This window comes from Streptomyces sp. NPDC029014, from assembly GCF_055564695.1.
In genome coordinates this window covers 220,977-245,102 of sequence record NZ_JBVHVT010000001.1, presented here as the reverse complement: position 1 = coordinate 245,102, position 24,126 = coordinate 220,977, and the positions used below count along the sequence as shown (strand labels likewise).

Sequence of the window (24,126 nt, the reverse complement as noted above, 5' to 3'; positions counted from 1 at the left end):
CTCGGCAGATGGCGAAGTACTTCGACGTGCACCCGGACAACCCGCAGCACCGCACCATCAGCGGCATCGCCGACAGCCTCCGCTCCGGCGCGCTCGTCGCGTATCCGACCGACTCCTGCTACGCGCTGGGCTGCCAGATGGGCAACCGCGACGGCCTCGCCCGGATCCGGTCCATCCGCCACCTCGACGACCGGCACCACTTCACGCTCGTGTGCCAGAACTTCGCGCAGCTGGGCCAGCTCGTGAACATCGGCAACGACGTGTTCCGCGCCATCAAGGCGGCCACGCCCGGCAGTTACACCTTCATCCTGCCGGCGACGCGGGAGGTGCCGCGCCAACTGCTGCACCCCCGCAAGAAGACGGTCGGCGTCCGGATCCCCGACCACACCGTCACCCAGGCCCTGCTCACCGAACTCGGCGAGCCGCTGGTGTCGAGCACGCTGCTGCTGCCCGACGAGGGCGAACCCCTGACCCAGGGGTGGGAGATCAAGGAGCGGCTCGACCACGTCGTGGACATCGTCGTCGACTCGGGCGAGTGCGGCACCGAGCCGACCACGGTCGTCGACTTCTCCGGCGGGTCGGCCGAGATCGTCCGCGTGGGCGCGGGCGACACCAGCCGGTTCGAGTGACGGCGCCGCCGCGCCCCTGACGCCGAGGCCGCCCCGGCGGCGTGCGTGATCGTCTTCCCGGCCGAGGTGCGATGCACCCGGCGGGAGCTGCGCGCATCATGGAGGTAAGGACGCTCCGTTCGCTCGGCGAAGGAGGGCGCGGATGAGTTCCCAGCGGTATGAGCTGGTGTTTTCCGAGGGTCCGGGTACGGGCGAGGACACCGTGGTGGTGGCGCCCACCGGCGTGGCGGGGCCGGGCGGACACCCGGTCTACGAGGATCCGACCGGCATCGTGCGGGCCGAGATCAGCGACCGGGGCGAGGTCCGCGTCCTGGCCACGGGCGGGGGCCAGAACCCGGTCCGCGTGGTCCGGGTCCGGGCACTGCCCTGAGCCGCCGGTCGGAGGGATCCGTATTCGGTCAACCTTCGTTTCCCGTAGGACACTTGAAGCCCGCGCGCGCCGGGTACGCTCTGCCGCGTGGGACGGTCGGGGGGACACGGACACCAGGGGGCGCTGCGGGCCGGCGGCAACCTGGTCGCAGGCCTGCTCCTCGTCGGTCTCACCGGATGCACCTCGGACGGTACGGCGCGCGGGTCCGCGGACGCCTCCGCCTCAGCTTCCGGCTCACCCCGCGCGTCCGCGTCGGGTACGCCCGCCCCGTCGGGCACGGCCTCGTCCTCGGCCGCGGCCGGCACCGGAGCCGGCACCTCCGGCCCGGGCGGCGGCGCGGCCCCGCTCGTCCCCGAGCTGGACGAGCGGCAGCAGCCCCGGGACCGGACCGCGGCGCGGGCCCTGCTCGCCCGCATCGTCGTCGACCAGGACGCCTTCGGGGCGGAGGTGCGGCGCAGCAGCCCGTTCGAAAGCGACCGGGACAGCTGGCCGGTGCTCGGCCACGACTGCGTGTGGCGGACCGAGGGCCTGCCGCCGGACGTCCTGGCCACCAGCACCCGGCAGTTCCACGTCCCGGCCGCCGACGGCCGCGGCCGGGTCAGGATCCACGCCACCGTGACCGTGCACCGTACCCGCGAGGAGTCCGGCTGGGAGACCGCCCACGCCATGGAGGAGGTACTGCGCTGCCCGAACCAGGTGCTGCGCGCCGGCGAGGAGCTGAAGGGCCTGTGGGGCGCCTCCCTCTACCTGGGCGAGCAGCTGAACGGCTGGTCCGAGGACGCCTTCAGCGAGTCCGGCCAGTGGGTGGGCGAGGGCAGCGGTGGACCCCAGCGGTACCTCTGGTCACAGGGACAGTTCGGGCCCGTCACGGTGGCCGTCGCCGGCAAGGGCGCCGCCGGGGTCACCGAGGAGGCCCTCAACGCGCTCGTCGTGCAGGGCACCAGCCGGATGATGTACCGGGCCGGGCAGGCCCTCGGGAAGGTGTCCCGCTGATGGAGCGGCTCCACCCCTCGGACCCGTCCCGGATCGCCGGCCACCGCCTGCTGGGGCGGCTCGGCGCGGGCGGCATGGGCGTCGTCTACCTCGGCCGCACCGCGGACGGGGCGCTCGCCGCGGTCAAGGTGATCCGCGCCGAGTACGCCGACGAGGTGGACTTCCGGGCCCGGTTCCGGCGCGAGGCCGCCATCGCCGCCCGGGTCGACAGCCCCTGGGCGGTGCGCGTCACCGGCGCCGACCCGGATGCGGCCGGGCCCTGGCTGGCCACCGCCTTCGTGCCCGGGCCCTCGCTCGCCGAGGCCGTCGCCGCCCACGGGCCGCTGCCGCTGCGCGCCGTACGGATCCTCGGCAAGGCCCTGGCCCGGGCGCTCGACGTGATGCACGGGCAGGGCCTGGTGCACCGCGACGTCAAGCCCGCGAACGTGCTGCTGGGCATGGACGGGCCCCGGCTCATCGACTTCGGCATCGCGCGCGGCGGCGAGCACACCGCGCTGACCTCGACCGACGTCGTCCTCGGCACCCCCGGGTTCCTCTCCCCCGAGCAGGCGCGCGGGCTGGCGGCGGAGCCGGCGGGCGACGTGTTCTCCCTCGGCTGCCTGCTGGCGTACGCGGCCACCGGCCGGCTGCCGTTCGGCACGGGCACCGTGGACGCGGTGCTGTACCGGACCGTGCACGACGAGCCGGAGTTCGGGCCCGAGGTCCTCGCCGACCCGGAGCTCACCGCACTGCTGCGCACCGCCCTCGCCAAACACCCCGACATCCGCCCCACCGCCCGGGAGCTGGACGAGTCGCTGACCGAGGACGATCCGGGCGGGGACACCGGCTGGCTGCCCGACCCGGTCGTCGCGTCGATCGCCGAGCGGGCCGCACAGCTGCTCGCCCTGCCCGGGATCGAGGAGACCCTCGCCGACCCGGCCGCCGAGCCCACGGTCGGCGCCGGGGGCCGGCCGCAGGCGCGTACGGTGTCGCGGCGGCGGCTGCTGCGCCTGGCCTCCGCCGGTGCGGTGGTCGCGGCGGGCGGCGGCGTGGTGGCCGCCCTCGCGTCCCGCCGGGGCGGGGTGGACCCGGGGGCGACGGCCGGCCGGGAGTGGCTGATCGGGGTGCACGCCGACCTCTCCGGGCCGCAGGCGGTCATCGGCAAGGCCCAGCTACAGGGGGTGGAGTTGGCCGTCGCCGCGTTCAACTCCCGCCCCGACAGGCCGTTCACGGCCTCCGTCCGGCGCGTCGACGATGCGGGGGACCCCGCCCGCTCCGCCCGCGTCGCCGCCGAACTCGCCGGCAGCCCCGACGTCCTCGCCGTGGTCGGCCCCACCGGCAACGCCTCCGTGATGACCTGCCTGGAGGTGTACGGGGAAGCCGCGCTCCCCCTGCTGTCCGTGTCCGCGCTGGGCACCACCTTCGGCGTCGCCGACCGGCGCAGCTTCTTCCAGACCTGCTCGCTCTCCCTCGGCCAGGGCCATGCCGTGGCGCTGCAGCTGGTGCAGGCCCGGGGCGCCCGGCGGGTGGGGCTGCTGTGCGACCGCGCCGGGGACGCGGAGGGCTGGCAGGCGGTGCTCCAGGCGAGCCGGACCCTCGCCGTCGTCGCTCCGCAGGTCGCGCCGTACGCGCGGGTCCTCCCCCGGGAGTCCGGGAACGAACTGCCCGCGGTGCTGGCCGACCTGCTCGCGCAAGGGGTCGACGGGATCTTCTGCACCGGTACCCCGGCCCGTACCGCGCAGGCCGTCCGCTGGCTGGACGGCGCCGGGTTCAAGGGGCCGCGGGTGGCCGACTACACGGTCGTGGGCGAGGAGTTCCTGGCCGCGGCCGGCGCCGCGGCCGAGGGCTGGCAGGTCCTCGCGCCGTACACCGGGCCGGACTCGCCCCCGGTCCTGGAGCACATCGTGGGCGAGCACCGGTCCGGGCCTCCGATCGGGCCGTGGGCCGCCGAGGCCTACGACACGGCCGGGCTGGTCCTGGACCGGCTCGTGACGGCCGCCCGGGCGGGCGGCGGCCGGCCCACCCGCGCCGAACTGCTCGCCGCGCTCGGCCGGGGCACCTACCGGGGTGTGGTCAAGGAGTACGCCTTCGACGAGCGTCAGCAGGTGAAGGGCAACGCGTACTTCCTCCACCGGATCGACCGGGGCCGGCTCCGCCACCTCGGCGCCGCCCCGCAGTCCCCCGCGGGATAGCGGCCGGTGCGCCCCCTCACCCCGGCCGATCCGGCCGCGGTCGGTGGACACCGCCTGCTGGGACGGCTCGGCTCCGGCGGGATGGGCACCGTGTACCTGGGCCGCTCGCCGGCGGGTGCGCTGCTGGCCGTGAAGGTGATCCGCGCCGACCACGCCGCGGACCCGGCGTTCCGCGCCCGGTTCCGCCGCGAGGCGGAGGCGGCCGCGCGGCTGTCGGGGCGGTGGCTGGTGCCGGTGGTGGCCGCCGACCCGGAGGCGCGCGAGCCGTGGTTGGCCACCCCGTTCGTTCCCGGCCCGTCACTGGCGGAGGCGGTCGCGGGGTACGGGCCGCTGCCCGCCGCGAGCGTGCGGACGCTGGGCGTGCGGCTGGCGGAGGCGCTGGAGGGGGTGCACGCTGCGGGGCTGGTCCACCGGGACGTCAAACCGGGGAACGTCCTCCTCGCCGCGGACGGGCCGCGGCTGATCGACTTCGGGATCGCACGGACCGTCGGGGCCACCACCCTGACGGCGGCCGGCTCCGTCGTCGGCACCCCCGGCTACCTGCCCCCGGAGCAGGCCCGGGCGGGCGGGCCGGCGCCGGGTCCGGCCGGTGACGTGTTCTCCCTCGGCTGCGTGCTGGTGTACGCGGCGACGGGGCGCGGCCCGTTCGGGGGCGGGCACCCGGCCGCGGTGGTCTTCCGTACGGTGCACGACCCTCCCGACCTGGCCGGGGTGCCGGCGGAGCTGCTGGAACCGCTCTCCGCCTGCGTGGCCAAGGACCCGGCCGACCGGCCCGCCCCGGCGATGCTGCGGACCCTCCTCGGCGACCGTCCGGGCGACGGCCCCGACGGCCCGAGCGCGAACGGCCCGAGCGCGTACGGCCCGGGCGGGACCAGGTCCGGTGCGGACGGCCCCGGACCCGGCCCCGGCCCCGGCCCCAGCTCCACCGGCTCCGGTGGGGGCGAGGGGGCGGACTGGCTGCCGGCGCCGCTGCCGCGGCTGATCGCCGAGCGCTCCACGCGGGCCCTGGAGCTGCCCGTTCCGGAGCCCACCCGGGTCGACCGCCCCGGAGCGGACGGCGCCGCGCGAGCCGCGGACGGGGGTGCCGGACCGGCCCGCGGGTTCCTCACCCGGCGGCGGCTGCTCGCGGCCGGCGGGGCCCTCGTCGCGGTCGCCCCGCCCCTCGCCTGGCTGGCCACCCGCGACCCGGGCGGGCGGAGCGCACCCCCCGCCGCGTCCGGTGGCGGCCCGCCCACCTTCACCGTCGGACTGCAGGCCGACCTGACCGGACCCGGCCGGGCGCTCGGGCAGGCGTACGAACGGGGGGTGCGGCTGGCGGTGGAGGCGCACAATGCGCGCCCGGGCATCCCGTTCGGGCTGGCCGTGCGCACCGCCGACGACGGCGGGGACCCCGCCCGGGCCGCCGGGGCCGCCGGGCAGCTGGTCGCCGACGCGTCCGTGGTGGCGCTGATCGGCCCCACCGCGGAGGCAGCGGTGCCCGCGGTGGCCGGCGCCTGCCTCGCGGCGGACCTCGCGCTGCTGCTGGTGTCGGCCCACAGCGGGCAGGCCGGCCCGACGCCGTGGCGGACGCTGTGCGACACACGCGCCGACGCGGACGGCATCGGCCTGCCGGTGCTGCACTACCTGTCCCGCGTCCGGCCGGTCACCCGCACCGGCGTGGTGGAGGACGGCGCGGCCGGCGGCGGGGACCGGCAGCTGACCCGCGTGCTGCGGCAGACCCCGCCCTCACAGGGCTCGACCAGCGTGCACCGGATCCCGTCGGGCAGCTCCGACTTCGCCGCCGCGGTGGGCGCCCTGGTCGCGGCGGACGCCCGGGCCGCCGTGTTCTCGGGCTCCTCGCCGGAGCGCGCGGGGCGGTTCGCCCGGGCCTTGGCCGAGGGCGGGTTCCAGGGGCCGCGGCTGGCCACCGGGGAGGTGATGGAGCCGGCGTTCCTGGCGGCGGCCGGCCCGGCCGCGGAGGGCTGGCTGTTCAGCACGTACTTCGCCGACCCGGCGGAGGTGCCCGCCGCGGCCGGGTTCGTCGCCGCGCACCGGGCCGCGTACGGGGGTCCGCCGGCGCGGTGGGCCGCCGAGGCGTACGACGCGGTGGGGCTGCTGGCCGCCGCGCTCGGCGCCCTGGAGGGCGAGGGGCGGGACCGGCCGGGGCTGTCCCGCCGGGTCTTCCGCACCGCCTACCAGGGGCTGGCCAAGCCGCTGGCCTTCGACGCGACCACGCACCGACTGGCCGGGCAGCGCACCGCGCACCTCCACCAGGTCCGGTCGGGCGCCTTCCGGTACCTCGGGCCGTATCAGGACGTGACGTCGGCGTCGTGAGGGACGGCGGCCGTCCCGTGCCAGGGCCGGCCGACTGCCGGGCGTTGCTCCGTGCGAGTTCTCTTGTACGCCCGTTCGGCCGTACGAACCGAGTGCATGATCATCCTTTAGGCCCGCACTCGCTTACATGGCGCCATCCGGTCATGGGCGATCTGGGAGGCCGCGTCCCGATGTCATCGACGCACCGCGCACCGCACACACCACAGGCACCAGGTACACCACAACCACCCCCTGCGCAGAAGGAGCGGCGGGGCAGGCTCCTACGGCGGGACGCGGCGTGGAGCGCGGTGGCCGCGGTGACCGGCGGCGCCCTCCTCATCGCCATGGTGCCGGGCAGCGTGCCCCGGGCGGACGGCAAGGGGCTCGGCTCCGGCGACGCCTCCGTGACGCTGCTGATCGGGCGGGCCCTGCAAGAGGGCGGCCGCGTCGCGCACTGCGGGGCCGCCGGGGCGACGGAGGACCGGCCGTGCACGGGCTGGCGGCAGGAACGGGTCCGGGCGACCGCCTACGGCGCCGGGACGGTGCTCCAGGAGACCGCCGGGCGCGGCGCGGCCGCCGGGGCGCGGCCGGTCCTGCTGCCCACGGACGCGCGCGGCCCGCTGCGCATCGGGCTGGCCGGGCCGGGGCAGCTCATCGACGTCACGGTCCGGGACGGGCACGGGCGGTACGTGGGCGGCGCGCTCGGCCCGAAGGGACGGCAGTGGGCCAACACCGAGTCGCTGCGGGCGGGCGAGCAGTACACGGTCCACGTGGGCGCCCAGGACGGGGCGGGGACGCCGGTCGGGGTCACCATGGCCTTCCGGACCGCGCCGCCCTCGGACGGGGACCGGATCACGGCGGAGCTCGGGCCCGGGTCGGGAACGTACGGGGCGGGGCAGATCGTGACGGCGGCGCTCAGCCGGCCGGTGCCCGCGGCCGATCCGGAGGCGCGCATCCGGGTCGAGCGGGCGCTCGAAGTGACCTCGGAGCCGGCGGTGGAGGGCTCCTGGTACTGGGTGGACGACTCGACGCTGCACTACCGGCCGCGTACGTACTGGCCGGCGCAGGCGGTGGTGCGGGTGCGCAGCGGGCTGGACGGGGTCGAGGTCGGCGACCACGGGCTCGGCGGCCCTTCGGAGTCCGTGGAGTTCACCGTCGGGGACCGGATCGAGGCGGTGACCGACTCCGCCGCCCACGAGATGACCGTACGGCGCAACGGCCGGGTGCTGCGGAGGATCCCGGTCACGACGGGGAAGGCGGGGTTCCTGACCCGCAGCGGCATCAAGGTCGTGCTGGGCAAGGAGGAGCAGGTCCGCATGCGGGGGGACACGGTCGGGATCCAGCGCGGCACGAAGGAGTTCTACGACCTGCCGGTCTTTTACGCGACGCGGGTGACGTGGAGCGGGGAGTACGTGCACGCGGCGCCGTGGTCGGTGGACGCCCAGGGCGAGGAGAACGTCAGCCACGGCTGTACGGGCATGAGCACGGCGAACGCGGCGTGGTTCTTCAAGACGGTACGGGTGGGGGACATCGTCGAGGTGGTGAACAGCGGCGGGGAGCCGATGGCCCCGTTCGCGAACGGCTTCGGCGACTGGAACCTCGACTGGCGGACCTGGCTCAAGGGCAGCGCCCTGGCCGCCGCCCCCGGTCGGGCCCCGGCGGCGCCCGCGGTGCCGTCGGTGTCGGGGCGCACCCCGTCCCGGCTGTACCCGATGACGTGATGCCATCCGCGGGTCCGGCGGTCGGGACGTGCCGTCCCCGGCCCGCGCGGCGCGGGCCAGGGACGGCTGCATGCTGCCGGCCGAGGGCTACCGGCGCGGCGGGCAGGTCTGCCAGGCGAGGTGGTAGAGCGTGCTCACGCCGGCGTCCGTGGAGTCCATCGTCATGAAGCTGGTGGCGGCCTGCGGGTTCGACGTCCCCGCATTCACCCGCAGTTCGGTGTTGATGTTGAAATTGCGCTTTTCCCCGCAGGGGGCCCAGACGAGGTCCGCGAACTCGGTCCGGTCGGTCGACTGCCAGTTGTCGTTCAGCGGACCGTTGAACTGGTGGGTGCGCGAGGTCGTCTGCGGCATTCCCTGGAAGTAGTAGTTCGCCCGTTCCTGTCCCCAGGCTCCGGGCTGGAGGAATGCGAATCCGCGGTAGTCCGCCTGGACGATCGCGTAGGTGAAGCCCGAAGGAACGTGGACCCGGAGATTGAGCTGGCAGTTCCTGCGGAATGCGGTCGGCGGCGCGCCGGGTCCGACCTGTGCGAGGTAGTCACTGTAGGTGACCGTGAAGGCGGTGTTGTCGGGGGCCACGGCCACCTGGGCGGTGCCCTCGCGGCAGCCCGAGCCGTTCACCGTGGCGAGCTCGATCACGATCTTGTCGGGTGGTGCGGTGATCTGGGGGGTGTGGTCTGCGGCTCCGGCCGGTGAGGCGGTCGCGATCAGCGCGGCCGCGGCGGCGCCGGTGAGAAGGGTGCGGGACAGGGAATGGGACATCGTCGTCGCTCCTGACGTGTGTTCGGCGTTCCTGTGCGCACCCCGTGTCAGACCCCGGGGCATTCCTTCCAGGCGAAGTGGTAGACCGTGCTGACGCTGCCGTCCGTGGAGTCCATGCTCATGAAGCTGAGGGCCTGCGGGTTCGAGCTGCCCGCGTACACCCGCAGCTCGGTGTTGACGTTGAGGTTGCGCTCCTCGCCGCACGGGGCCCAGACCAGGTCGGCGTACTCGGTCCGGTCGCTCGCCTGCCAGTTGTCGGTGTACGGGCCGTTGAACTGGTGCACCGTGCGGGCCGTCTGCGCCATGCCCTGGAAGTAGTAGTTGGCGCGCTCCTGGCCGTAGGCCCCGCGCTGGAGGTGGGCGAAGCCGCGGTAGTCGGCGCGGGCGATGGCGTAGGTGAAGCCCTGCGGTACGTGGATCTGGAGGGCGAGTTGGCAGTTCTTGCGGAAGTCGGTCCCGCCGGCTCCGGCGCCGGCCTGGGCGAGGTAGTCGCTGTACGTGACGGTGAACGAGGTGTTGTCAGAGGCCGCGGCCACGCTCGCGGTGCCCTGCGGGCAGCCCGATCCATTGACGCCGACGACGTCGACGGTGATTCTTCCGGGCGGTGTGGTCTCGCTTTCCGCGTGGGCGGGCACGGCCGTTGCGGATAACGCCGCCACCGCCGCGACGACGACGGTGATCCTGCGGAGCGCCATTCGAATTCCCCATTTCCTGCGGAGCCGGCTCTGATTTTGGGCATGCACATGCCACCACGCGGGGAGCGGGCTGGGAAGGTTGGGATACGGCCAACCGGCCCGGGAAACGGCCCCCGCCCGCTCGCTGGCCGAATTCCGCCGGAGCCGGGAACGGCCGCCGGGGCACCTCGGACCCGGGTGTTCCGAGTCCGCTGAGGTCAGGACGCGACCAGGCGGCAGAAGGCCTCGGCGTCGTGGACCGCGGCCCCGCCCGGGTCGTTGTTGAAGTACGCGAACACGTCCGCCCCGCGCGGCCAGGCGTCCGCGATCCGGCCCGCCCACGAACGCAGCGCGGTCGACCCGTAGCGCGGCCACGGGCTCGCCGCTCCCTCGTGGAAGCGCAGGTAGCCCCAGTCGGCCGTGCGCCACAGCGGGGTCACCGGCCGGGAGCCGCGGTCGGCCCAGCACAACGCCGCGCCGCGCGCGGCGAGAACCTCCCGGACGTCCGGATTCCACCAGGAGTCGTGGCGGGGTTCCACAGCCACCCGGGTCCCGGCCGGGAAGCAGCCGAGGCAGGCGTCGAGGGCCTGCGGGTCGGCGCGCAGGGTGGGCGGCAGCTGGAGCAGGACCGGGCCCAGCCGGTCGCCGAGGGCTTCGGCGTGGGCCATCAGCCGCCGGACCGGTTCCTCCGGCTCGCGCAGGCGTTTGACGTGGGTCAGGAAGCGGCTGGCCTTCACGGCGAAGACGAAGCCGTCCGGGGTGCGCTCCCGCCAGTCCGCGAAGGTGTGCGGGGAGGGCAGCCGGTAGAACGCGTTGTTGCTCTCCACGGTGCCGAAGCGGGCGGCGTACTCCTCCAACCAGAGCCGCTGCGGCCGGTCGGCGGGGTACAGCACCCCCGACCAGTCCCGGTACTGCCATCCGGAGGTTCCGACGAGCACGGGCATGGTGCCGATGATGACCGGCCGCGCCCCGCCCCGCATCCGCCGCCCCGCACGCCCCGCCGGCCGCCCCGGCCCGTGTCCGGGGGTGTGGCCGGGGGTGTGGCCGGGCCGCGGCGGGGCAGGCGCGCGGCATGACGTTGCAGCATCCGGCGGAGCGCGTCGGCGAGGACCGGGCGGGACGCTTCGAGAAGCTGGCCGAGCTCGCCTCGAACTTCACGAGCTCCGCCTTCTTCTCGGTCCTGTGCATGGCCCTGGTCGGGGCCTTCGCGGCCGTCCACGCCGCCCACCTGCCCATCGAGTGGCAGCACCTCGTCGGCGACTCCATGGGTGCGGTGTCCCTGCTGCTGCTGGCCCTGCTCAAGAACTCCGAGCGGCGCGCCGAGCACGCGATCCAGCGCAAGCTCGACGCGATCGCCTCGGCCCTGCTGGAGCAGCAGCAGGGCCGCAGGGGCGACGCGGAGGAGGATCTGGAGTCCGCGATCGGCATGGAGGAGCGGTACTAGCGCCGTGGGACGGCGGCGGCCTCCGTCCGGGCCGTCGGTGGCGGCCGACCGGCCGGCAGGGGCCGTCACGTCTGGAGGGCGACGGCGACGAGCAGCGCGGCCATCCCCACGGCCAGCCAGGCCAGGTAGTCGCCGACCAGCCCCGAGTGCAGCCGGCGCAGCGTCCGGACCGCGGCGGCGGCCGCCGGGCGGCGCAGGGCGGTGGCGGCGCCCGGCCGCCACAGCGCGGCCGCCGCCAGCAGGGCCGCGGCCGCCGTGGACAGCAGGCCGAGCCCGACGCCCAGCGGCGTCCACCCCGTGTGCACCTCCTGCGCGGCCCCGGCCCCCGCGTCCCGGGCGGCCCCCGCGCCCTGCGCACCTCCCGTGGCCCGCGCACCTCCCGTGTCCCGGGCGGCTCCCGTGTCCCGGGCGGCTCCCGGTCCCCCGGCCGCGGCCGCGTACCCGGCGGCGTCCGTGAACAGCACCGCCCCGTGCGCCAGGCTCCGCGCAGGCTCCGCGACAGCCCCGGCGAGGAGCCCCAGGGCCAGCAGCGCCGCCGGTACGGCGACCATGGGCCGCGGCGGCACCCGGCGGGCCGTGCGCACCTCGGGCTCCTCCCCCTCCCCCGTGGTCCCGGTGTCGCCGGCGCGCTCCTGCGGCGGCGGGCCCGCGCCGAGGAAGATCCGGGCGGCGGCGCGCAGCAGGGTGCCGCCGGTGACGGCCGAGACCAGGAGGAACACCGGGGTCAGGGCGGGCCCGGCCGCCTCCTCGGCGAGGGCCTTGCCGAGGCCGGCGCCGAACGGCGGCAGCCCGGCGAGGACGAGGGCCCCGACGGCGAAGAGGACGCCGACGGTCGGCAGCGCCCGCCCCTTGCCGTGCAGACCGTGCTCGTCGACGGAGCCGTACTGGTCGAGCAGCACCCCGCTCAGACCGAACAGGGCGGCCTTGGCGCAGCCGTGCCCGGCCACGTACACGGCGGTGGCGCCGGTGCCGGCCGGGGTGAGGAGGGCGATGCCGACGAGGAACAGGCCGATGTGGCTGACGGTGGAGAAGGCCAGCATCCGTTTCAGGTGGCGCTGCGGCCAACACATGACCGCGCCCAGCAGGGCGGTGGCCACGCCGACGGCGACGAAGGTGGTCCGGAACGCCCCGTGCGGGATCCCGCCGGGCCCGGAGAAGACGGTCCAGTACACCCGGGCGACCCCGTACACGCCGAGCTCGACCATCACGCCGGACATCAGCATGCACACCGGGGTCGGGGCGACGGCGTGCGCGTCGGGCAGCCAGAAGTGGAACGGGGCGGCCGCGGCCTTCACCAGGAAGGCGGTGAGGACGAGGACGAACGCGGCCACGGTCAGGGCGCCGGCGGGCCGGCCGGCGAGTGCCCCGCCGAGCCGGGCTAGGTTCAGCTCGCCGGTGCGCGCGTACAGCAGCGCGATCCCGAGGAGCGAGCAGTAGGCGGCGAAGGAGGTGACGATGCCGAAGGCCAGGGCGCCCTGGAGGGGTCTGGGGTCCTCGATGCGGTAGCCGGTGAGCGCGTACGCGGCGACGCTCATCAGCTCGAAGAAGACGAACGCGTCGAACAGGTCGGCGGTGAGGGCGAAGCCGGTCATGCCGGCCTCGAAGAGCAGGATCAGCGCCGGGAACACCCCGGTGCGTTCGCCGGAGGGCTCGTCGAAGAAGCGCCACGAGTAGACGGTCACGGCGAGGACGAGCGCCGAGGCCAGCAGGGCCAGGCCGGCGCCGAGCGGGTCCGCCAGCAGGACGATCCCGACCGTGGTGGGATGCCCGCCCACCAGGGCGGTCGCCCGGTGCTCCGCGTGCGGCCACAGCAGGACCAGGCAGCCGAGGTCGGCGGCGGCCGCGGTGATCGCGAGCACGTCGCAGCCGGTCCGCGGCAACCAGCGGCCGGCCACGGCCAGGACGGCCGCCCCGATCAGCGGGATCGCCACCGACAGCGGCAGCAGCACCTGGGCGGCGGCCACCGGGCCTCAGCCCCTCAGCCCGGTGAGCGACTGCGGGTCGACCGTGCCGTGGCGCTTGTGCAGCTGGATCGTGAGGGCGAGCAGCAGGGCGGTCACGGTGGCGCCGACGACGATGTCGGTGAGGGTCATGGCCTGGACGACGGGGTCGACGACGGGCCGGCTGCCGGGCGGGAGGTCGGCGAAGACCGGGGCGGTGGCCCGGCGGCGGTACCCGACGCCCAGCAGCATCAGGTAGGTGGAGGACTGGGCGACGGCGAGGCAGCCGACGGCGTGGATGAGGTTGCGGCTGGTGACCAGGCCGTACAGGGCGGCCAGCAGGACCCAGCCGGCGGCGAGGAACGGCAGGGCGGCCGTCGGACCCATCAGCCCCCGCCCTCCCCCGGCTCGGTGATCTCGACGGCCTGGTCGAGGAAGTGGGCGAGCAGCACGATCAGGCCCGAGCCGACCTCGATGCCGACGGCGGCGTTGAACAGGGGGACGAGCCCGCCGGAGGTGATCTCGTTGAACGTGCCGAAGGGCAGCACGTTCTCCAGGAAGGCACCGCCGGCCGCGAGCCCGGCCAGGCCCAGGAGGGTGAAGGACACGGCGGCCAGCACGTCCGCGACGTCGAGGACGGCGAGCGGCCGGACCCTTTCCAGGACCCGGTAGTCGGCGGCGAGGTACGCCAGGTGCAGGGCGGTGGCGAGGACGACTCCGCCCTGGAATCCGCCGCCGGGGCTGAGCTGCCCGTGCGCCACCACGTACACGCCGACGGTGAGGGCGACGGGCAGCAGGACGGCGCCGAACAGACGGGTACCGGGCAGGGCCGCCTCGGCCCGGGGCCGGGCCTTGCGCTCGTCGCGGGCCTGCCGCAGCAGCAAGGTGGCGCCGAGAACGGTCGCGAGGAGGATGGACTCCTCGCCGAGGGTGTCGAGGGCCCGGAGGTCGAAGTTGACGGAGGAGACCACGTTCGCGGTGCGGCGGGCCAGGGCGGCGGCCACGGCCCGGTCGCCGTACGGGTGGCGGTCGGTGCCGAAGGCCGGCAGTTGCAGGCAGGCGGCCGTGAGGAAGGCGGCGAGCACGGCGACGGCGGCCCAGAGCAGCACGAGCCGGACCCGGGCGCTCACCGCCCCTCCCGGGGCCGCCCGCGGTCATCGCGGTCATCGCGGTCATCGCGGTCTTCGCGGTCGTCTCCTGCGTCGCGGCCGCCCGGCCGCCCGTCGGTGGCGGGGCCGCGCAGGACCTTGCGGGCGGTGAGCAGGATCAGCAGCGGGGTCAGCGCGGTGCCGACCACCAGTTGGGCCAGGGCCACGTCGGGTGCCTGGAGGACGAGGAACAGGACGGTCAGCGCCAGCCCGAACACGGAGAGCGCGACGGCCTGCCGTTCGGGCTCCCGGCACAGCACGGCGAGCGTCGCGGCCACGGCGACCAGGAGCAGGGCGGTGGTGTTCAGCGCGTCATCCATGCGGGCTCCCGCCCTTCCGCTCGCCCGCGTCGCCCGCGGCGCCCGCGGCTTCCGCGGTGGCCCGGCCGACGGCGATGGCGGTGACCGTCCCGCCGACCGCGAGGAGCAGCCCGATCAGCAGCGTCTTGACGGCGGCCCGGCCGGGTCCCTGCTCCAGGGCCACGGCGGCGGCGATCAGCGGGACGCCGAGCCCGCCCGCCGGGGCGAGCGCGTGCAGCCGGTCCAGGCTCCCCGGCAGCCGCACCAGCGCCGCCGCCCCCGCCAGGACGCATCCGACGCCGGCTCACAGCAGGACGGCGGCCGCCGCGTGCACCAGGGCCATGTCAGCCGTCCCCCGGGGGCCGGCGGGCGCCCGCGAAGCGGGTGAAGACGAGGACGCCGGCGGGCGAGAGCACGGCGAACACCAGCGCCAGGTCCTGGTACGCGGGCCGCTCGTACGCCATCGGCAGCAGCAGGAGCACGGCCCCGGTCACCGTGCCCGCCATGCACAGGCCCACGAGACGGCGTACGGTGCCGCCCCGGGCCGCGGCCCACAGGCAGGCCGGCCAGCCGGCCACGAGGAGGACGAGGGCGGCGGCCGCCCAGGAACCGGCGGACAGGGGTCCCGTCGCGAGGCGGGTCACGGCCGCTCCCCCGTGCCGCGCACGGCGCGTTCCGGCCCGCCGGGCCGGTCCGCGAAGGTGTGCACCACCACGACCCGGTCGCTCCGTTCGGGCAGGTCGATGACGCAGGTGTCGGCGGACCAGCCCAGCAGCACCCCCGCCCACCCGCGGTCGACGCCCTCGCGCAGCCGGATCCGTCGTACCCGGCCGGTGCGCGCCGCCGGCCGGACCAGGACGGTTGCCAGGACCACCAGGCCGCGCACCGCCGCGGCGGGCAGGGACGCGACGGCCCGCAGCGCCCCGGTCCCGCCGCGCACCCGTACGCCGGCCGCGCGCCGCATCCGTCCGGCCACCAGGGCCGCACCGGCCGCCGCGACCGCGGCGACCAGCAGCTCGACGGGGCCGGGCGTGCTGATCAACACCAGCGTGGTCCCCGTGAGCACCGCCCACCAGACGAGGAACTCGACCGCGCCGCGCACTGCCTCCCCTTCCCTGGGCCTGACCCGGGCCCAGGCCCGGGCCCGGGCCGCAGACACCGATTCTGGGCGCCCCCGCACCGGCCGCCGCCGCTGCCGCCGCCCGCGACGCGGGCGATGCCACCCGCCCGGCCCAACGACCGGACCGGCCGGACCCGCAGGCAGGGCGGGGAGCGCCGCACCGCGTTAGGCTCGGACGAGGTGCAGGAGAGGGATGGTGCTCATGTGTCGCTGGCTCGCCTACTCCGGGTCGCCCATGCTGCTCGACGCGGTCCTCTATCAGCCGGAACACTCACTGATCAACCAGAGTCTGCACGCGAAGATGGGGGTCGAGACCACCAACGGCGACGGATTCGGCATCGGCTGGTACAGCCAGGACGGGGGCGGCACGCCGGCGGTCTTCCGCGACATCGGTCCGGCCTGGAGCAACACCAACCTGCGCGAGCTGGCGTCCCACATCCGCTCGACGCTGTTCTTCGCCCACGTCCGCGCCTCCACCGGTTCGGCGATCCAGCAGACCAACTGCCATCCGTTCCGGCACGGCCGCTGGCTGTGGATGCACAACGGGGCCATCACCGACTTCGCCCGCCTCCAGCGCGACCTGTGCATGGCCGTGGACCCGGCGCTGTTCCCGTGCATCCAGGGCTCGACGGATTCCGAGGTGATGTTCTACCTGGCCGTCACCTTCGGCCTCGACCAGGACGTGCCCGGTGCGGTCGCCCGGATGGCGGGGCTCGTGGAACGGCTGGGCAAGGAGCACGGCGTCGCGGACCCGCTGCAGATGACGGTCGCCGTCAGCGACGGGGAGCGGGTGTGGGCGTTCCGCTACTCCAGCCAGGGCAGGTCCCGTTCGTTGTTCTACAGCAGCCGCGCCGAGACCGTGCGCCAGCTGTACCCGGAACTGCCCTTCCTGAAGGAGGTGTCGGACGCGACCCGGCTGGTGGTGTCCGAGCCGCTGGGCGACCTGCCGGGCGTGTGGAACGAGCTTCCCGAGGCCAGCTACGTCGTCGTGCCGCCGGCGGGTCCGGAGGACTACCTGCCGTTCATTCCCGAGCTGCCCTGAGCCCGTGCACGGCTGAGCCCGTGCCCGCCTGCTCCCGGCCGCTCGGCCAGGGGCGTGCTCCCAGGGGCGTGCTCCAGGAGCGGACGGCGATCAGCCCGGAGGCCGATGCGTGGCCCCGGGCCCTTCTCTAACGTCGGTGGGGCGGGGCTCCGTTGGGGTGGGGCCGGGTGACGAGGGGCGGGGAAGCGGCATGCGGGTGGGCAGGACGGCCGTCGTCGGGGCAGCGCTGGTGGTGCTGGCGGGCGTGGCGTGGGGCGGGGCCGGGCCGGCCGCCGCGGCCGGGGCCGCCCGCGGGAAGAAGCCTGCCGAGGCGGCCGCCGTGGCCCCCTTCCGGCAGCAGCGCCTCGCCTGGCACGACTGCGCCACCGACCCGCAGGACCGGGCCGGCCGCGAGCTGGACGAGGCGGGGGCCCGCTGCACCGAGGCCATCGTGCCACTGGACTACCGCAGGCCGCAGGGCCGGACGGTGCGGGTCGCACTGTCACGGCTGCCGGCCGCCGACCCCGCGCGCCGGCGCGGAGCACTGTTCTACGACCCGGGCGGGCCCGGCGTCCCCGCGATGCGGCTCTCCCTCGCCCTCCGGCAGGCCGAGCCGGATCTCGCCGCCCGCTACGACATCGTCGGCATGGACCCGCGCTTCGTGGGCCGCAGCACGCCGCTGGACTGCGGCTGGCCCACCGCCGGGGTCCGTGCCGCCGGGCCGGACCGGGCGGGCTTCGACCGGAGCGCGGCGCTGGCCCGGGACCTGGCGGAGCGCTGCGCGGGCCACCGGGAAATGCTGCCGCACGCCTCGACCCGCAACACCGCCCGGGACATGGACGTGGTCCGGGCCGCCCTCGGCGAGTCCCGGCTGTCCTACCTCGGGTCCTCGTACGGCACCTATCTGGGCGAGGTGTACCTCCAGCTGTTCCCGCACCGCGTCGACCGGGCCGTCCTCGACAGCGCCCTGGACCCCGACCTGTTCGGACCCGACCTGACCCGCACCCAGGGGCCCGCCATGACGGCGGCGCTCGGCAACTGGGCTGCCTGGGCGGCCCGCCACCACGACCGCTACGCACTGGGCGCCACCCGCGAGGCGGTCCTGGCCACCGTCCACCGGGTCAACGCGGTCGTGAACCGGGGCCCGTTGGCGGTCGGTGCGCACACGGTCGACAGCGGGACCCTGCCGCTGGTGCTGTGGACCGTGTCCGCCGGGGACGACGACGCCTCGTACGCCGGGTTCTCCGACCTGGTCCGCGCCCTGGACGAGGCCTCCCGCGGGCTGGACCCGGTCCCGGCCCCGCTGCTGGAGGCGGTGCTGGCCGGGCTGGACTCCCCCGACGCGGAGGGCGCGGCCGCCGCGCAGAACGCGGTGCTGTGCGCCGACCGGGCGGCCTCCCGCGATCCGGAGGCGTACTACCGGGCCGTCGAGGCCCTCCGCGCCGACGAGCCGGTATTCGGCCCGCTCGTGCACAACCTCACGCCCTGCACGTTCTGGCCGGCGTCCCCGGCGGAGCCGCCCACCCGGGTCGCCACCAGGGCCCCGGTCCTGCTGGTCGGGGCCGACGGCGACCCTGCCGCCCCGCGGCCGGGCCAGCTCGCCGCGCACCGCGCACTGGCCGGGTCCCGCCTGGTCACCCTGCGGGGCGCCTTCCACCACACGGTCTACGGAGGGCTGTTCGCCCCCCGCGACGGCTGCGTCGAGGACGCCGTGGGCCGGTACCTCGCCGACGGGATCCTGCCCGGCCGCGACCTGGACTGCCCCGCACCGCCCGCCGGCTGACGGGCCGGTACGGGACGGTGTCAGCAGATCCGGGGCAGTTGCTCCCCGATCGGCAGGTCCACCACACGGGTGCCGCCCAGACCGGTCCGGGCGACGACCATCCCGGGGTGCGCCTCGACGGCCTCGCCGACCACCGCCGCGTGCCGGCCCAGCGGGTGGGCGCGCATCGCGTCGAGGACCGCGTCGGCGTGCTCCCGCGGCACGAAGGCCACCAGCTTGCCCTCGTTGGCGACGTACAGGGGGTCGAGGCCGAGGATGGCGCAGGCGTTGGCCACGGGGTCCGGGACCGGCACCCGGCCCTCGTCCAGCACGACGCCGGTGCCGGAGGCCGCGGCGATCTCGTTCAGGGCCGCGGCCAGGCCCCCGCGCGTGGGGTCGCGCAGCACGTGCAGGTCGGGGGTGACGGCGAGCATGGCCTGCACGAGCCCGCCCAGCGGCGCGCAGTCGCTGACCGTCTCCACGTCGAAGCCGAGGTTCTCGCGGACGCTCATGATGGCCACCCCGTGGAGGCCGATCTCCCCGCTGACGATGACCACGTCCCCCGGGAGGACCCGCTGCGGGCGCAGGTCCACTCCGTCCGGGATCAGTCCGATGCCGGCCGTGTTGACGTAGATGCCGTCGCCGTGGCCGGCCTCCACGACCTTGGTGTCGCCGGTCGCCACCTCCACGTCGGCGGCGCGCGCGGCCGCGCCGAGCGCCTCGGCCACCCGTGCCACGACGGACAGCTCGACGCCCTCCTCCAGGATGAAGCCGCAGGACAGGTAGGCGGCGCGGGCTCCGCTCATGGCGAGGTCGTTGACCGTGCCGTTGACCGCGAGGTCGCCGATGCTGCCGCCGGGGAAGAACAGCGGCCGGACGACGTACGAGTCGGTGGAGAAGGCCAGTCGGGCGCCGCCCAGGGTGAGGGCGGCGCTGTCGCCGAGACCGGCCAGCAGCCGGCCGCCGTAGGCGGGTGCGAAGACGTGCCGGACCAGCTCGGCGGAGAGCGCGCCGCCCCCGCCGTGTCCCATGACCACCCGGGGGTGGTCGCGCAGGGGGGCCGGGCAGGCCCAGCCGGTGATGTCGAGGGCGGTGTCAGACAACGGGGGTCGCCTCCAGCGGTGCGGTCCGGCGCGCCGGGGTGATGTCGAGGCGCCGGTAGAGGTAGTAGGCGGCGCAGGCGCCCTCGCTGGAGACCATGGTGGCGCCGAGCGGGTTGCGCGGGGTGCAGGTGGTACCGAACGCCTCGCACTGGTGCGGCTTGATCAGCCCCTGGAGGACCTCGCCGCTGCGGCACTCGGCGGGCTCCTCGGTGGTGATGCCGGTGACGGAGAAGCGGTGCTCGGCGTCGTACTCCCGGTAGCGCTCGGACAGCCGCCAGCCGCTGTCCGGGATGACGCCGATGCCGCGCCAGGACCGGTCGGTGACCTCGAAGACGTCGTCGAGCATGGCGAGGGCGGCCGGATTGCCCTCGGGGCGGACGGCCCGCGCGTACGCGTTGTCGACGGTGTGTTCACCGCGTTCGAGCTGGCGCACGGCCCGGCGCACGCCCTCCAGGATGTCGAGCGGCTCGAATCCGGTCACGACGATGGGGACCCGGTGGCGGGCGGCGAGCTGCGGGTACTCGGCCGTGCCCATCACACTGCACACATGGCCGGCGGCGAGGAAGCCCTGCACCCGGCAGCTGGGCGAGTTCATGATCGCCTCGATGGCCGGGGGCACCCGGACGTGGGAGACCAGCAGGCTGAAGTTGCGGATGCCGAGCTTCCGCGCCTGGTACACCGTCATGGCGTTGGGCGGGGCGGTCGTCTCGAAGCCGATGCCGAAGAACACCACCTCGCGGTCCGGGTTCTGCCGGGCGATCCGCAGCGCGTCGAGCGGGGAGTAGACGACGCGTACGTCGCCGCCCTCACCGCGCACCTGGAAGAGGTCGCGGCCGGTACCGGGGACGCGCAGCATGTCGCCGAACGAGCAGAAGACGACCCCGGGGCGGGAGGCGATCTCCAGGGCCTTGTCGATGACCTCCAGCGGGGTCACGCACACGGGGCACCCCGGTCCGTGGATCAGCTCGACCTGCTCGGGCAGGAGCTGGTCGATCCCGTGCCGGATGATGGTGTGCGTCTGGCCGCCGCAGACCTCCATGAGCGCCCAGGGGCGGGTCACGGTGGCGTGGATGTCGTCGAGCAGTCGGCGGGCCAGCCCGGGATCCTGGAATTCGTCGATGTACTTCACGGCTGCCGCGCCTCCCGCGCTGTGTCCCCGGCCGGCGCCGGGTCGAAGGGCCAGTCCTGTCCGGCGCCCGCTTCGGCCGCCGCCCGCTCCCAGGGGTCGCCGAACTCCTCCTGGAGCATGCCGAGTTCTGCGAAGAGTTCGAGGGTCTGCCGGGCCGATTCCTCGTCGAGGCGTTGCAGGGCGAACCCGACGTGGACGATGGCGTACTCGCCGACCTGCAGGTCGGGCAGGTACTCCAGGCACACCTCCTTGACCACTCCGCCGAAGTCGACGGTGGCCATCCGGGTGCCGTCCTTCTCCCCGATGTCAAGCACTCTGCCGGGTACCGCCAGGCACATGTCCCTCTCCTTGGTCTGGGTGGTGCGGGGCGCAGGCCGCCACCATGAGCTGGCCGAGGGCCAGTCCGCCGTCGTTCGGCGGGACGCGGTGGTGGCGCAGGACGGTGAAGCCGCGCTCGCGGAGCAGGCGGGTGCAGGCCGACGAGAGCACGGTGTTGGCGAAGACGCCGCCGCTGAGGGCGACGGTGTCGAGGCCGTGCTCCTCGCGGGCGAGCACGGCGAGATCGACGACGAGGGCGGCGACGGCGGCGTGGAAGCGGGCCGCGATCACGGCCGCCGGGGTGCCGGCCCGCAGGTCGGCGACCACGGCGGCCAGGACGGGGGCCGGGTCGGCGACGACGGGCGCCGGGGCTACGTCCAGCCGCGCACTGGCGGGCACGGCGGCTGCCGGGGCGGGCACGACGGGCGCGGGGCCGGGGTCGGGCGGCTGCGCACGGCGCAGGTCGAAGGCGTACCCGGGGCCGGCGTGGGCGGGGTCCGCGGCCAGGGCGGCGCCCTCCAGCTCGATCGCGGCCTGGGCCTCGTACCCGGCGTGGTGGCAGACGCCGGCGAGGGAGGACACGGCGTCGAAGAGCCGGCCCATGCTGGACGTGGGGGTGCAGTGCAGCCCGGATCCCAGCTGGCGTTCGAGGACCCGGAGTTCCTCGGGCGGGCAGGCGGCGGTGCAGGGCAGGTCCGGCGCCCAGGGCAGCCCGGCGGCCCGCAGGTGGGACAGGGCCATCCGGTAGGGCCGCAGGACGGCTGCGTCGCCTCCCGGCAGCGGCACCGGGGCGAGGTGGGCGAAGCGCTGGTGGCGGGCGTAGTCGGCGAGCAGGATCTCGCCGCCCCACACGGTGCCGTCGTCCCCGTACCCCGTTCCGTCGAAGGCGGCGCCGATCACCCGGCCGGTGCCGTCGAGGCCGTGTTCGGCCATCGCCGAGGCGATGTGCGCGTGGTGGTGCTGGACCGCCGTCAGGGGGCGGGCGCCGGCGGCGCGCCGGGCCCAGGCGCCGGAGCGGTAGCCCGGGTGGCGGTCGGCGGCGAGCCGGGCGGGTCGGACGCCGGTGATGGACTCCAGTTGCCGTTCGGCGCGTTCGAAGGCCTGCTGGGTGGCCAGGTCGTCCATGTCGCCGATGTGCGCCGACAGCCAGGCCTTGCGGCCCTCGCCGAGGCAGAAGGTGTTCTTCAGGTCCCCTCCGGCGGCGAGTACGGCCGGTACGGGCAGCGGCAGCTCCAGCGGCAGCGGCGCGTACCCGCGGGCGCGCCGCAGTACGAGCAGTTCGCCGTCGCAGACGCGCACGACGGAGTCGTCGCAGGGGACGTGGACGGGCCGGTCGTGGGTGAGCCAGGCGTCGGCGATGCCGCCGAGCCGCTCCAGGGCCTCGGTGTCGCCGGTGACGATGGGCTCGCCGGACAGGTTGCCGCTGGTCATGACGAGCAGGCGGGGTCCGGGCGGGTCGCCGGGCAGCCCGAGCAGCAGGTGGTGCACGGGCGTGTACGGGAGCATCACGCCGAGGTCGGGGCAGCGGGGGGCGACCCCGTCGGCGACCGCGCCCGGGCCGTGGTCCGTTGCGGGGCGGCGGCGCAGCAGGACGACGGGGCGGACGGGTCCGGTCAGCAGGCCGCGTTCGGCCGCGTCGAGGCGGACGAGGTGCTCGACGTCGGCGGGGTCACGGGCCATCAGGGCGAACGGCTTGTCCCCGCGGGCCTTGCGGCGGCGCAGCTCGGCGACGGCGGCGGCGTTGGCGGCGTCGCAGGCGAGGTGGTAGCCGCCGAGCCCCTTGACCGCGAGGATCGCTCCGGCGGCCAGGAGGCGGCGGGCCGCGGCGATCGGGTCGGTCCCGGGGGCCCCGGCGGTCTCGCGCGGGGGCGCCCCGGTCAGCAGGCGCAGCCGAGGGCCGCAGGCGGGGCAGGCCACGGGCTGGGCGTGGAAGCGCCGGTCGGCGGGGTCGGCGTACTCGCGGGCGCAGTCGGGGCACATCGGGAAGCGGGCCATGGTGGTGTGGTCCCGGTCGTACGGCAGCCCGGTGACGATGGTGAAGCGGGGCCCGCAGTGGGTGCAGGTGATGAACGGGTGCCGGTGGCGCCGGTCGGCGGGGTCCGCCAGCTCGGCGAGGCAGTCCGCGCAGGTGGCGGTGTCCGGGGAGACGAGGGTGCGTGCGGGGCCGCCGGCGCGCGAGGCGGTGATGGTGAACCCGGAGCCGCCGGCGACGGGGACCTCGTGGTGGTCGACGGTGTGGACGACGGCGAGGGGCGGGGCGTCGGCGGCGAGCCGCTCGCAGAACGCCGAGACGGCGGCGGTCGCGCCCTCGACCTCGGCGACGACGCCCTCGGGGGTGTTGGTGACGTGCCCGGTGAGGCCGAGTCCGGTCGCGCGGGTGTACACGTACGGCCGGAAGCCGACGCCCTGCACCACCCCGCGCACCACGATCCGGCGGCGCTGCACGGCCTCCATCAGCGGGTCGGAGCAGGAGCCGGCGCCCCGTGTTCGTGTGCGTGCCCGGCCGAGGCGTCGTGGTGATGGTGGTGATGGTGGTGTGCGGGCTGCTGCCCGGCCATGACCGGGACGTGTACGGGAGCGCCGTCGCGGGCCGCGAGCGCCCGGTCGAGCAGGGCGCCTGCGCCCTCCCCGGTGCGGGCCGAGGTCAACAGGACCTCGACGCCCGGGTTGACCTGCTGGACGTTGGCGCGGAAGGCGGCCTCGTCGAACTCCGCGGCCCCTGCGATGTCGGTCTTCGTGACGACGACGAGTTGGGCCAGCCCGAAGGCCGTCGGGTACTTCAGCGGCTTGTCCTCGCCCTCGGTGACCGAGGCCAGGACGATGCGCAGGGACTCCCCGAGGTCGTAGGAGGCGGGGCAGACGAGGTTGCCGACGTTCTCCACGAACAGCAGGCGGGTGTCGCCGGGGAGCCAGCCGTCCAGGTGCCGGGCGAGCATCCCGGCCTCCAGGTGGCACAGCCCGTCGGTGAGGACCTGCTTGACGGGGACGCGGGAGCGCGCGAGCCGGTCGGCGTCGTTCTCGGTGGCCAGGTCGGCGGTGAGGGCGGCGACCGGTACCCCGCGTTCGCGGGCGAGGCCCAGTTCGCGTTCCAGGAGGGCCGTCTTCCCGCTGCCGGGGCTGGAGAGCAGGTTGACGACGGTGGTGCCGCGAGCGGCGAGTTCGGTGCGCAGGGCCTGCGCGGCGGAGTCGTTCTTGGCGAGGACCGCCTGCTTCAGGTCGACCACACGGCACAT

24 protein-coding genes are annotated in these 24,126 nt (G+C 75.6%); 9 read left to right on the top strand and 15 right to left on the bottom strand.

Features of this window, described 5'->3' with window-relative positions; genetic code table 11:
- The first annotated feature begins 8 nt into the window (after positions 1-8).
- From ACZ4VL_RS01295 to ACZ4VL_RS01270, 6 genes are all read left to right on the top strand, one after another.
- Complete coding sequence (locus ACZ4VL_RS01295; protein WP_361086533.1) at positions 9-629, top strand: L-threonylcarbamoyladenylate synthase; 621 nt, start codon at positions 9-11, stop codon at positions 627-629.
- A 142-nt stretch (positions 630-771) separates the two neighbouring features.
- Complete coding sequence (locus ACZ4VL_RS01290) at positions 772-999, top strand: DUF6296 family protein (protein ID WP_468194108.1); 228 nt, start codon at positions 772-774, stop codon at positions 997-999.
- 87 nt (positions 1,000-1,086) lie between these two features.
- Entirely contained in the window at positions 1,087-1,992 is a 906-nt protein-coding gene (locus tag ACZ4VL_RS01285; protein ID WP_468194105.1) for a hypothetical protein, read from the top strand.
- Positions 1,992-4,163 carry a bifunctional serine/threonine-protein kinase/ABC transporter substrate-binding protein gene (locus ACZ4VL_RS01280; RefSeq protein WP_468194103.1) on the top strand — a complete coding sequence of 724 codons (2,172 nt, stop codon included), beginning with the start codon at positions 1,992-1,994 and terminating at the stop codon, positions 4,161-4,163. Before ACZ4VL_RS01285 ends, ACZ4VL_RS01280 begins: the two co-directional genes overlap by 1 nt.
- A 6-nt stretch (positions 4,164-4,169) precedes the next feature.
- Positions 4,170-6,476, top strand: a complete 2,307-nt coding sequence (locus tag ACZ4VL_RS01275; RefSeq protein WP_468194101.1) for a bifunctional serine/threonine-protein kinase/ABC transporter substrate-binding protein — start codon at positions 4,170-4,172, stop codon at positions 6,474-6,476.
- A 287-nt stretch (positions 6,477-6,763) separates the two neighbouring features.
- Positions 6,764-8,176, top strand: a complete 1,413-nt coding sequence (locus tag ACZ4VL_RS01270) for a L,D-transpeptidase (RefSeq protein ID WP_468194099.1) — start codon at positions 6,764-6,766, stop codon at positions 8,174-8,176.
- Between the two features lie 87 nt (positions 8,177-8,263).
- On the opposite strand, the gene ACZ4VL_RS01265 is transcribed toward ACZ4VL_RS01270, so the two are convergent.
- From ACZ4VL_RS01265 to ACZ4VL_RS01255, 3 genes are all read right to left on the bottom strand, one after another.
- Entirely contained in the window at positions 8,264-8,935 is a 672-nt protein-coding gene (locus tag ACZ4VL_RS01265) for a DUF4360 domain-containing protein (RefSeq protein ID WP_468194096.1), read from the bottom strand.
- A gap of 47 nt (positions 8,936-8,982) precedes the next feature.
- On the bottom strand, positions 8,983-9,630 hold the full coding sequence (locus ACZ4VL_RS01260) for a DUF4360 domain-containing protein (protein ID WP_468194093.1): 648 nt from the start codon (positions 9,628-9,630) through the stop codon (positions 8,983-8,985).
- Between the two features lie 197 nt (positions 9,631-9,827).
- Complete coding sequence (locus ACZ4VL_RS01255) at positions 9,828-10,553, bottom strand: DUF72 domain-containing protein (RefSeq protein WP_468194091.1); 726 nt, start codon at positions 10,551-10,553, stop codon at positions 9,828-9,830.
- Between the two features lie 128 nt (positions 10,554-10,681).
- Between ACZ4VL_RS01255 and ACZ4VL_RS01250 the strand changes: the two genes are divergently transcribed.
- Entirely contained in the window at positions 10,682-11,053 is a 372-nt protein-coding gene (locus ACZ4VL_RS01250) for a hypothetical protein (RefSeq protein ID WP_468194088.1), read from the top strand.
- Between the two features lie 65 nt (positions 11,054-11,118).
- Here the strand turns inward: ACZ4VL_RS01250 and ACZ4VL_RS01245 are convergent, their stop codons facing one another.
- The 7 genes from ACZ4VL_RS01245 to ACZ4VL_RS01215 form a co-directional block, all read right to left on the bottom strand.
- Positions 11,119-13,017, bottom strand: a complete 1,899-nt coding sequence (locus ACZ4VL_RS01245) for a complex I subunit 5 family protein (protein WP_468194085.1) — start codon at positions 13,015-13,017, stop codon at positions 11,119-11,121.
- A gap of 6 nt (positions 13,018-13,023) precedes the next feature.
- On the bottom strand, positions 13,024-13,380 hold the full coding sequence (locus ACZ4VL_RS01240; protein ID WP_468194082.1) for a sodium:proton antiporter: 357 nt from the start codon (positions 13,378-13,380) through the stop codon (positions 13,024-13,026).
- Positions 13,380-14,123 (bottom strand): MnhB domain-containing protein, encoded by a 744-nt coding sequence (locus ACZ4VL_RS01235; RefSeq protein WP_468194079.1) that lies wholly within the window; start codon positions 14,121-14,123, stop codon positions 13,380-13,382. The genes ACZ4VL_RS01240 and ACZ4VL_RS01235 overlap by 1 nt, the downstream gene beginning before the upstream one ends.
- On the bottom strand, positions 14,120-14,461 hold the full coding sequence (locus ACZ4VL_RS01230) for a Na(+)/H(+) antiporter subunit B (RefSeq protein ID WP_468194077.1): 342 nt from the start codon (positions 14,459-14,461) through the stop codon (positions 14,120-14,122). The genes ACZ4VL_RS01235 and ACZ4VL_RS01230 overlap by 4 nt, the downstream gene beginning before the upstream one ends.
- Entirely contained in the window at positions 14,454-14,705 is a 252-nt protein-coding gene (locus ACZ4VL_RS01225; RefSeq protein WP_468194076.1) for a monovalent cation/H(+) antiporter subunit G, read from the bottom strand. Before ACZ4VL_RS01225 ends, ACZ4VL_RS01230 begins: the two co-directional genes overlap by 8 nt.
- A 79-nt stretch (positions 14,706-14,784) precedes the next feature.
- The gene (locus ACZ4VL_RS01220; RefSeq protein WP_468194073.1) at positions 14,785-15,084 is read right to left on the bottom strand and encodes an MrpF/PhaF family protein; all 300 of its coding nucleotides are present in this window, start codon (positions 15,082-15,084) and stop codon (positions 14,785-14,787) included.
- On the bottom strand, positions 15,081-15,542 hold the full coding sequence (locus ACZ4VL_RS01215) for a hypothetical protein (protein WP_468194071.1): 462 nt from the start codon (positions 15,540-15,542) through the stop codon (positions 15,081-15,083). The genes ACZ4VL_RS01220 and ACZ4VL_RS01215 overlap by 4 nt, the downstream gene beginning before the upstream one ends.
- A gap of 220 nt (positions 15,543-15,762) precedes the next feature.
- Between ACZ4VL_RS01215 and ACZ4VL_RS01210 the strand changes: the two genes are divergently transcribed.
- Both ACZ4VL_RS01210 and ACZ4VL_RS01205 read left to right on the top strand, forming a co-directional pair.
- The gene (locus ACZ4VL_RS01210) at positions 15,763-16,602 is read left to right on the top strand and encodes a class II glutamine amidotransferase (RefSeq protein ID WP_468194226.1); all 840 of its coding nucleotides are present in this window, start codon (positions 15,763-15,765) and stop codon (positions 16,600-16,602) included.
- A gap of 190 nt (positions 16,603-16,792) precedes the next feature.
- The gene (locus tag ACZ4VL_RS01205) at positions 16,793-18,364 is read left to right on the top strand and encodes an alpha/beta hydrolase (RefSeq protein ID WP_468194069.1); all 1,572 of its coding nucleotides are present in this window, start codon (positions 16,793-16,795) and stop codon (positions 18,362-18,364) included.
- 20 nt (positions 18,365-18,384) lie between these two features.
- Here ACZ4VL_RS01205 and hypE read toward each other — a convergent pair whose 3' ends face one another.
- The 5 genes from hypE to hypB are packed head-to-tail and all read right to left on the bottom strand — an operon-like array spanning position 18,385 to position 24,126.
- Complete coding sequence (hypE, locus tag ACZ4VL_RS01200; RefSeq protein WP_468194066.1) at positions 18,385-19,446, bottom strand: hydrogenase expression/formation protein HypE; 1,062 nt, start codon at positions 19,444-19,446, stop codon at positions 18,385-18,387.
- Positions 19,439-20,575 carry a hydrogenase formation protein HypD gene (hypD, locus tag ACZ4VL_RS01195; protein WP_468194063.1) on the bottom strand — a complete coding sequence of 379 codons (1,137 nt, stop codon included), beginning with the start codon at positions 20,573-20,575 and terminating at the stop codon, positions 19,439-19,441. Before hypD ends, hypE begins: the two co-directional genes overlap by 8 nt.
- Positions 20,572-20,913, bottom strand: coding sequence for a HypC/HybG/HupF family hydrogenase formation chaperone (locus ACZ4VL_RS01190; RefSeq protein WP_385838700.1), 342 nt, complete (start codon positions 20,911-20,913; stop codon positions 20,572-20,574). Before ACZ4VL_RS01190 ends, hypD begins: the two co-directional genes overlap by 4 nt.
- A complete protein-coding gene (hypF, locus tag ACZ4VL_RS01185; RefSeq protein WP_468194060.1) occupies positions 20,882-23,347 on the bottom strand; it encodes a carbamoyltransferase HypF in 2,466 nt (821 codons plus the stop codon). The genes ACZ4VL_RS01190 and hypF overlap by 32 nt, the downstream gene beginning before the upstream one ends.
- On the bottom strand, positions 23,347-24,126 hold the full coding sequence (gene hypB, locus ACZ4VL_RS01180; protein WP_468194057.1) for a hydrogenase nickel incorporation protein HypB: 780 nt from the start codon (positions 24,124-24,126) through the stop codon (positions 23,347-23,349). The genes hypF and hypB overlap by 1 nt, the downstream gene beginning before the upstream one ends.

Bases quoted from the DNA above. Each gene is read 5' to 3' on its own strand.
- ACZ4VL_RS01295 (WP_361086533.1), top strand. From the start codon at position 9: ATGGCGAAGTACTTCGACGTGCACCCGGACAACCCGCAGCACCGCACC.
- ACZ4VL_RS01290 (WP_468194108.1), top strand. From the start codon at position 772: ATGAGTTCCCAGCGGTATGAGCTGGTGTTTTCCGAGGGTCCGGGTACG.
- ACZ4VL_RS01280 (WP_468194103.1), top strand. From the start codon at position 1,992: ATGGAGCGGCTCCACCCCTCGGACCCGTCCCGGATCGCCGGCCACCGC.
- ACZ4VL_RS01265 (WP_468194096.1), bottom strand. From the start codon at position 8,935: ATGTCCCATTCCCTGTCCCGCACCCTTCTCACCGGCGCCGCCGCGGCC.
- ACZ4VL_RS01260 (WP_468194093.1), bottom strand. From the start codon at position 9,630: ATGGCGCTCCGCAGGATCACCGTCGTCGTCGCGGCGGTGGCGGCGTTA.
- ACZ4VL_RS01255 (WP_468194091.1), bottom strand. From the start codon at position 10,553: ATGCCCGTGCTCGTCGGAACCTCCGGATGGCAGTACCGGGACTGGTCG.
- ACZ4VL_RS01250 (WP_468194088.1), top strand. From the start codon at position 10,682: ATGACGTTGCAGCATCCGGCGGAGCGCGTCGGCGAGGACCGGGCGGGA.
- ACZ4VL_RS01240 (WP_468194082.1), bottom strand. From the start codon at position 13,380: ATGGGTCCGACGGCCGCCCTGCCGTTCCTCGCCGCCGGCTGGGTCCTG.
- ACZ4VL_RS01230 (WP_468194077.1), bottom strand. From the start codon at position 14,461: ATGGATGACGCGCTGAACACCACCGCCCTGCTCCTGGTCGCCGTGGCC.
- ACZ4VL_RS01210 (WP_468194226.1), top strand. From the start codon at position 15,763: ATGTGTCGCTGGCTCGCCTACTCCGGGTCGCCCATGCTGCTCGACGCG.
- ACZ4VL_RS01205 (WP_468194069.1), top strand. From the start codon at position 16,793: ATGCGGGTGGGCAGGACGGCCGTCGTCGGGGCAGCGCTGGTGGTGCTG.
- ACZ4VL_RS01190 (WP_385838700.1), bottom strand. From the start codon at position 20,913: ATGTGCCTGGCGGTACCCGGCAGAGTGCTTGACATCGGGGAGAAGGAC.
- hypF (WP_468194060.1), bottom strand. From the start codon at position 23,347: ATGGAGGCCGTGCAGCGCCGCCGGATCGTGGTGCGCGGGGTGGTGCAG.
- hypB (WP_468194057.1), bottom strand. From the start codon at position 24,126: ATGTGCCGTGTGGTCGACCTGAAGCAGGCGGTCCTCGCCAAGAACGAC.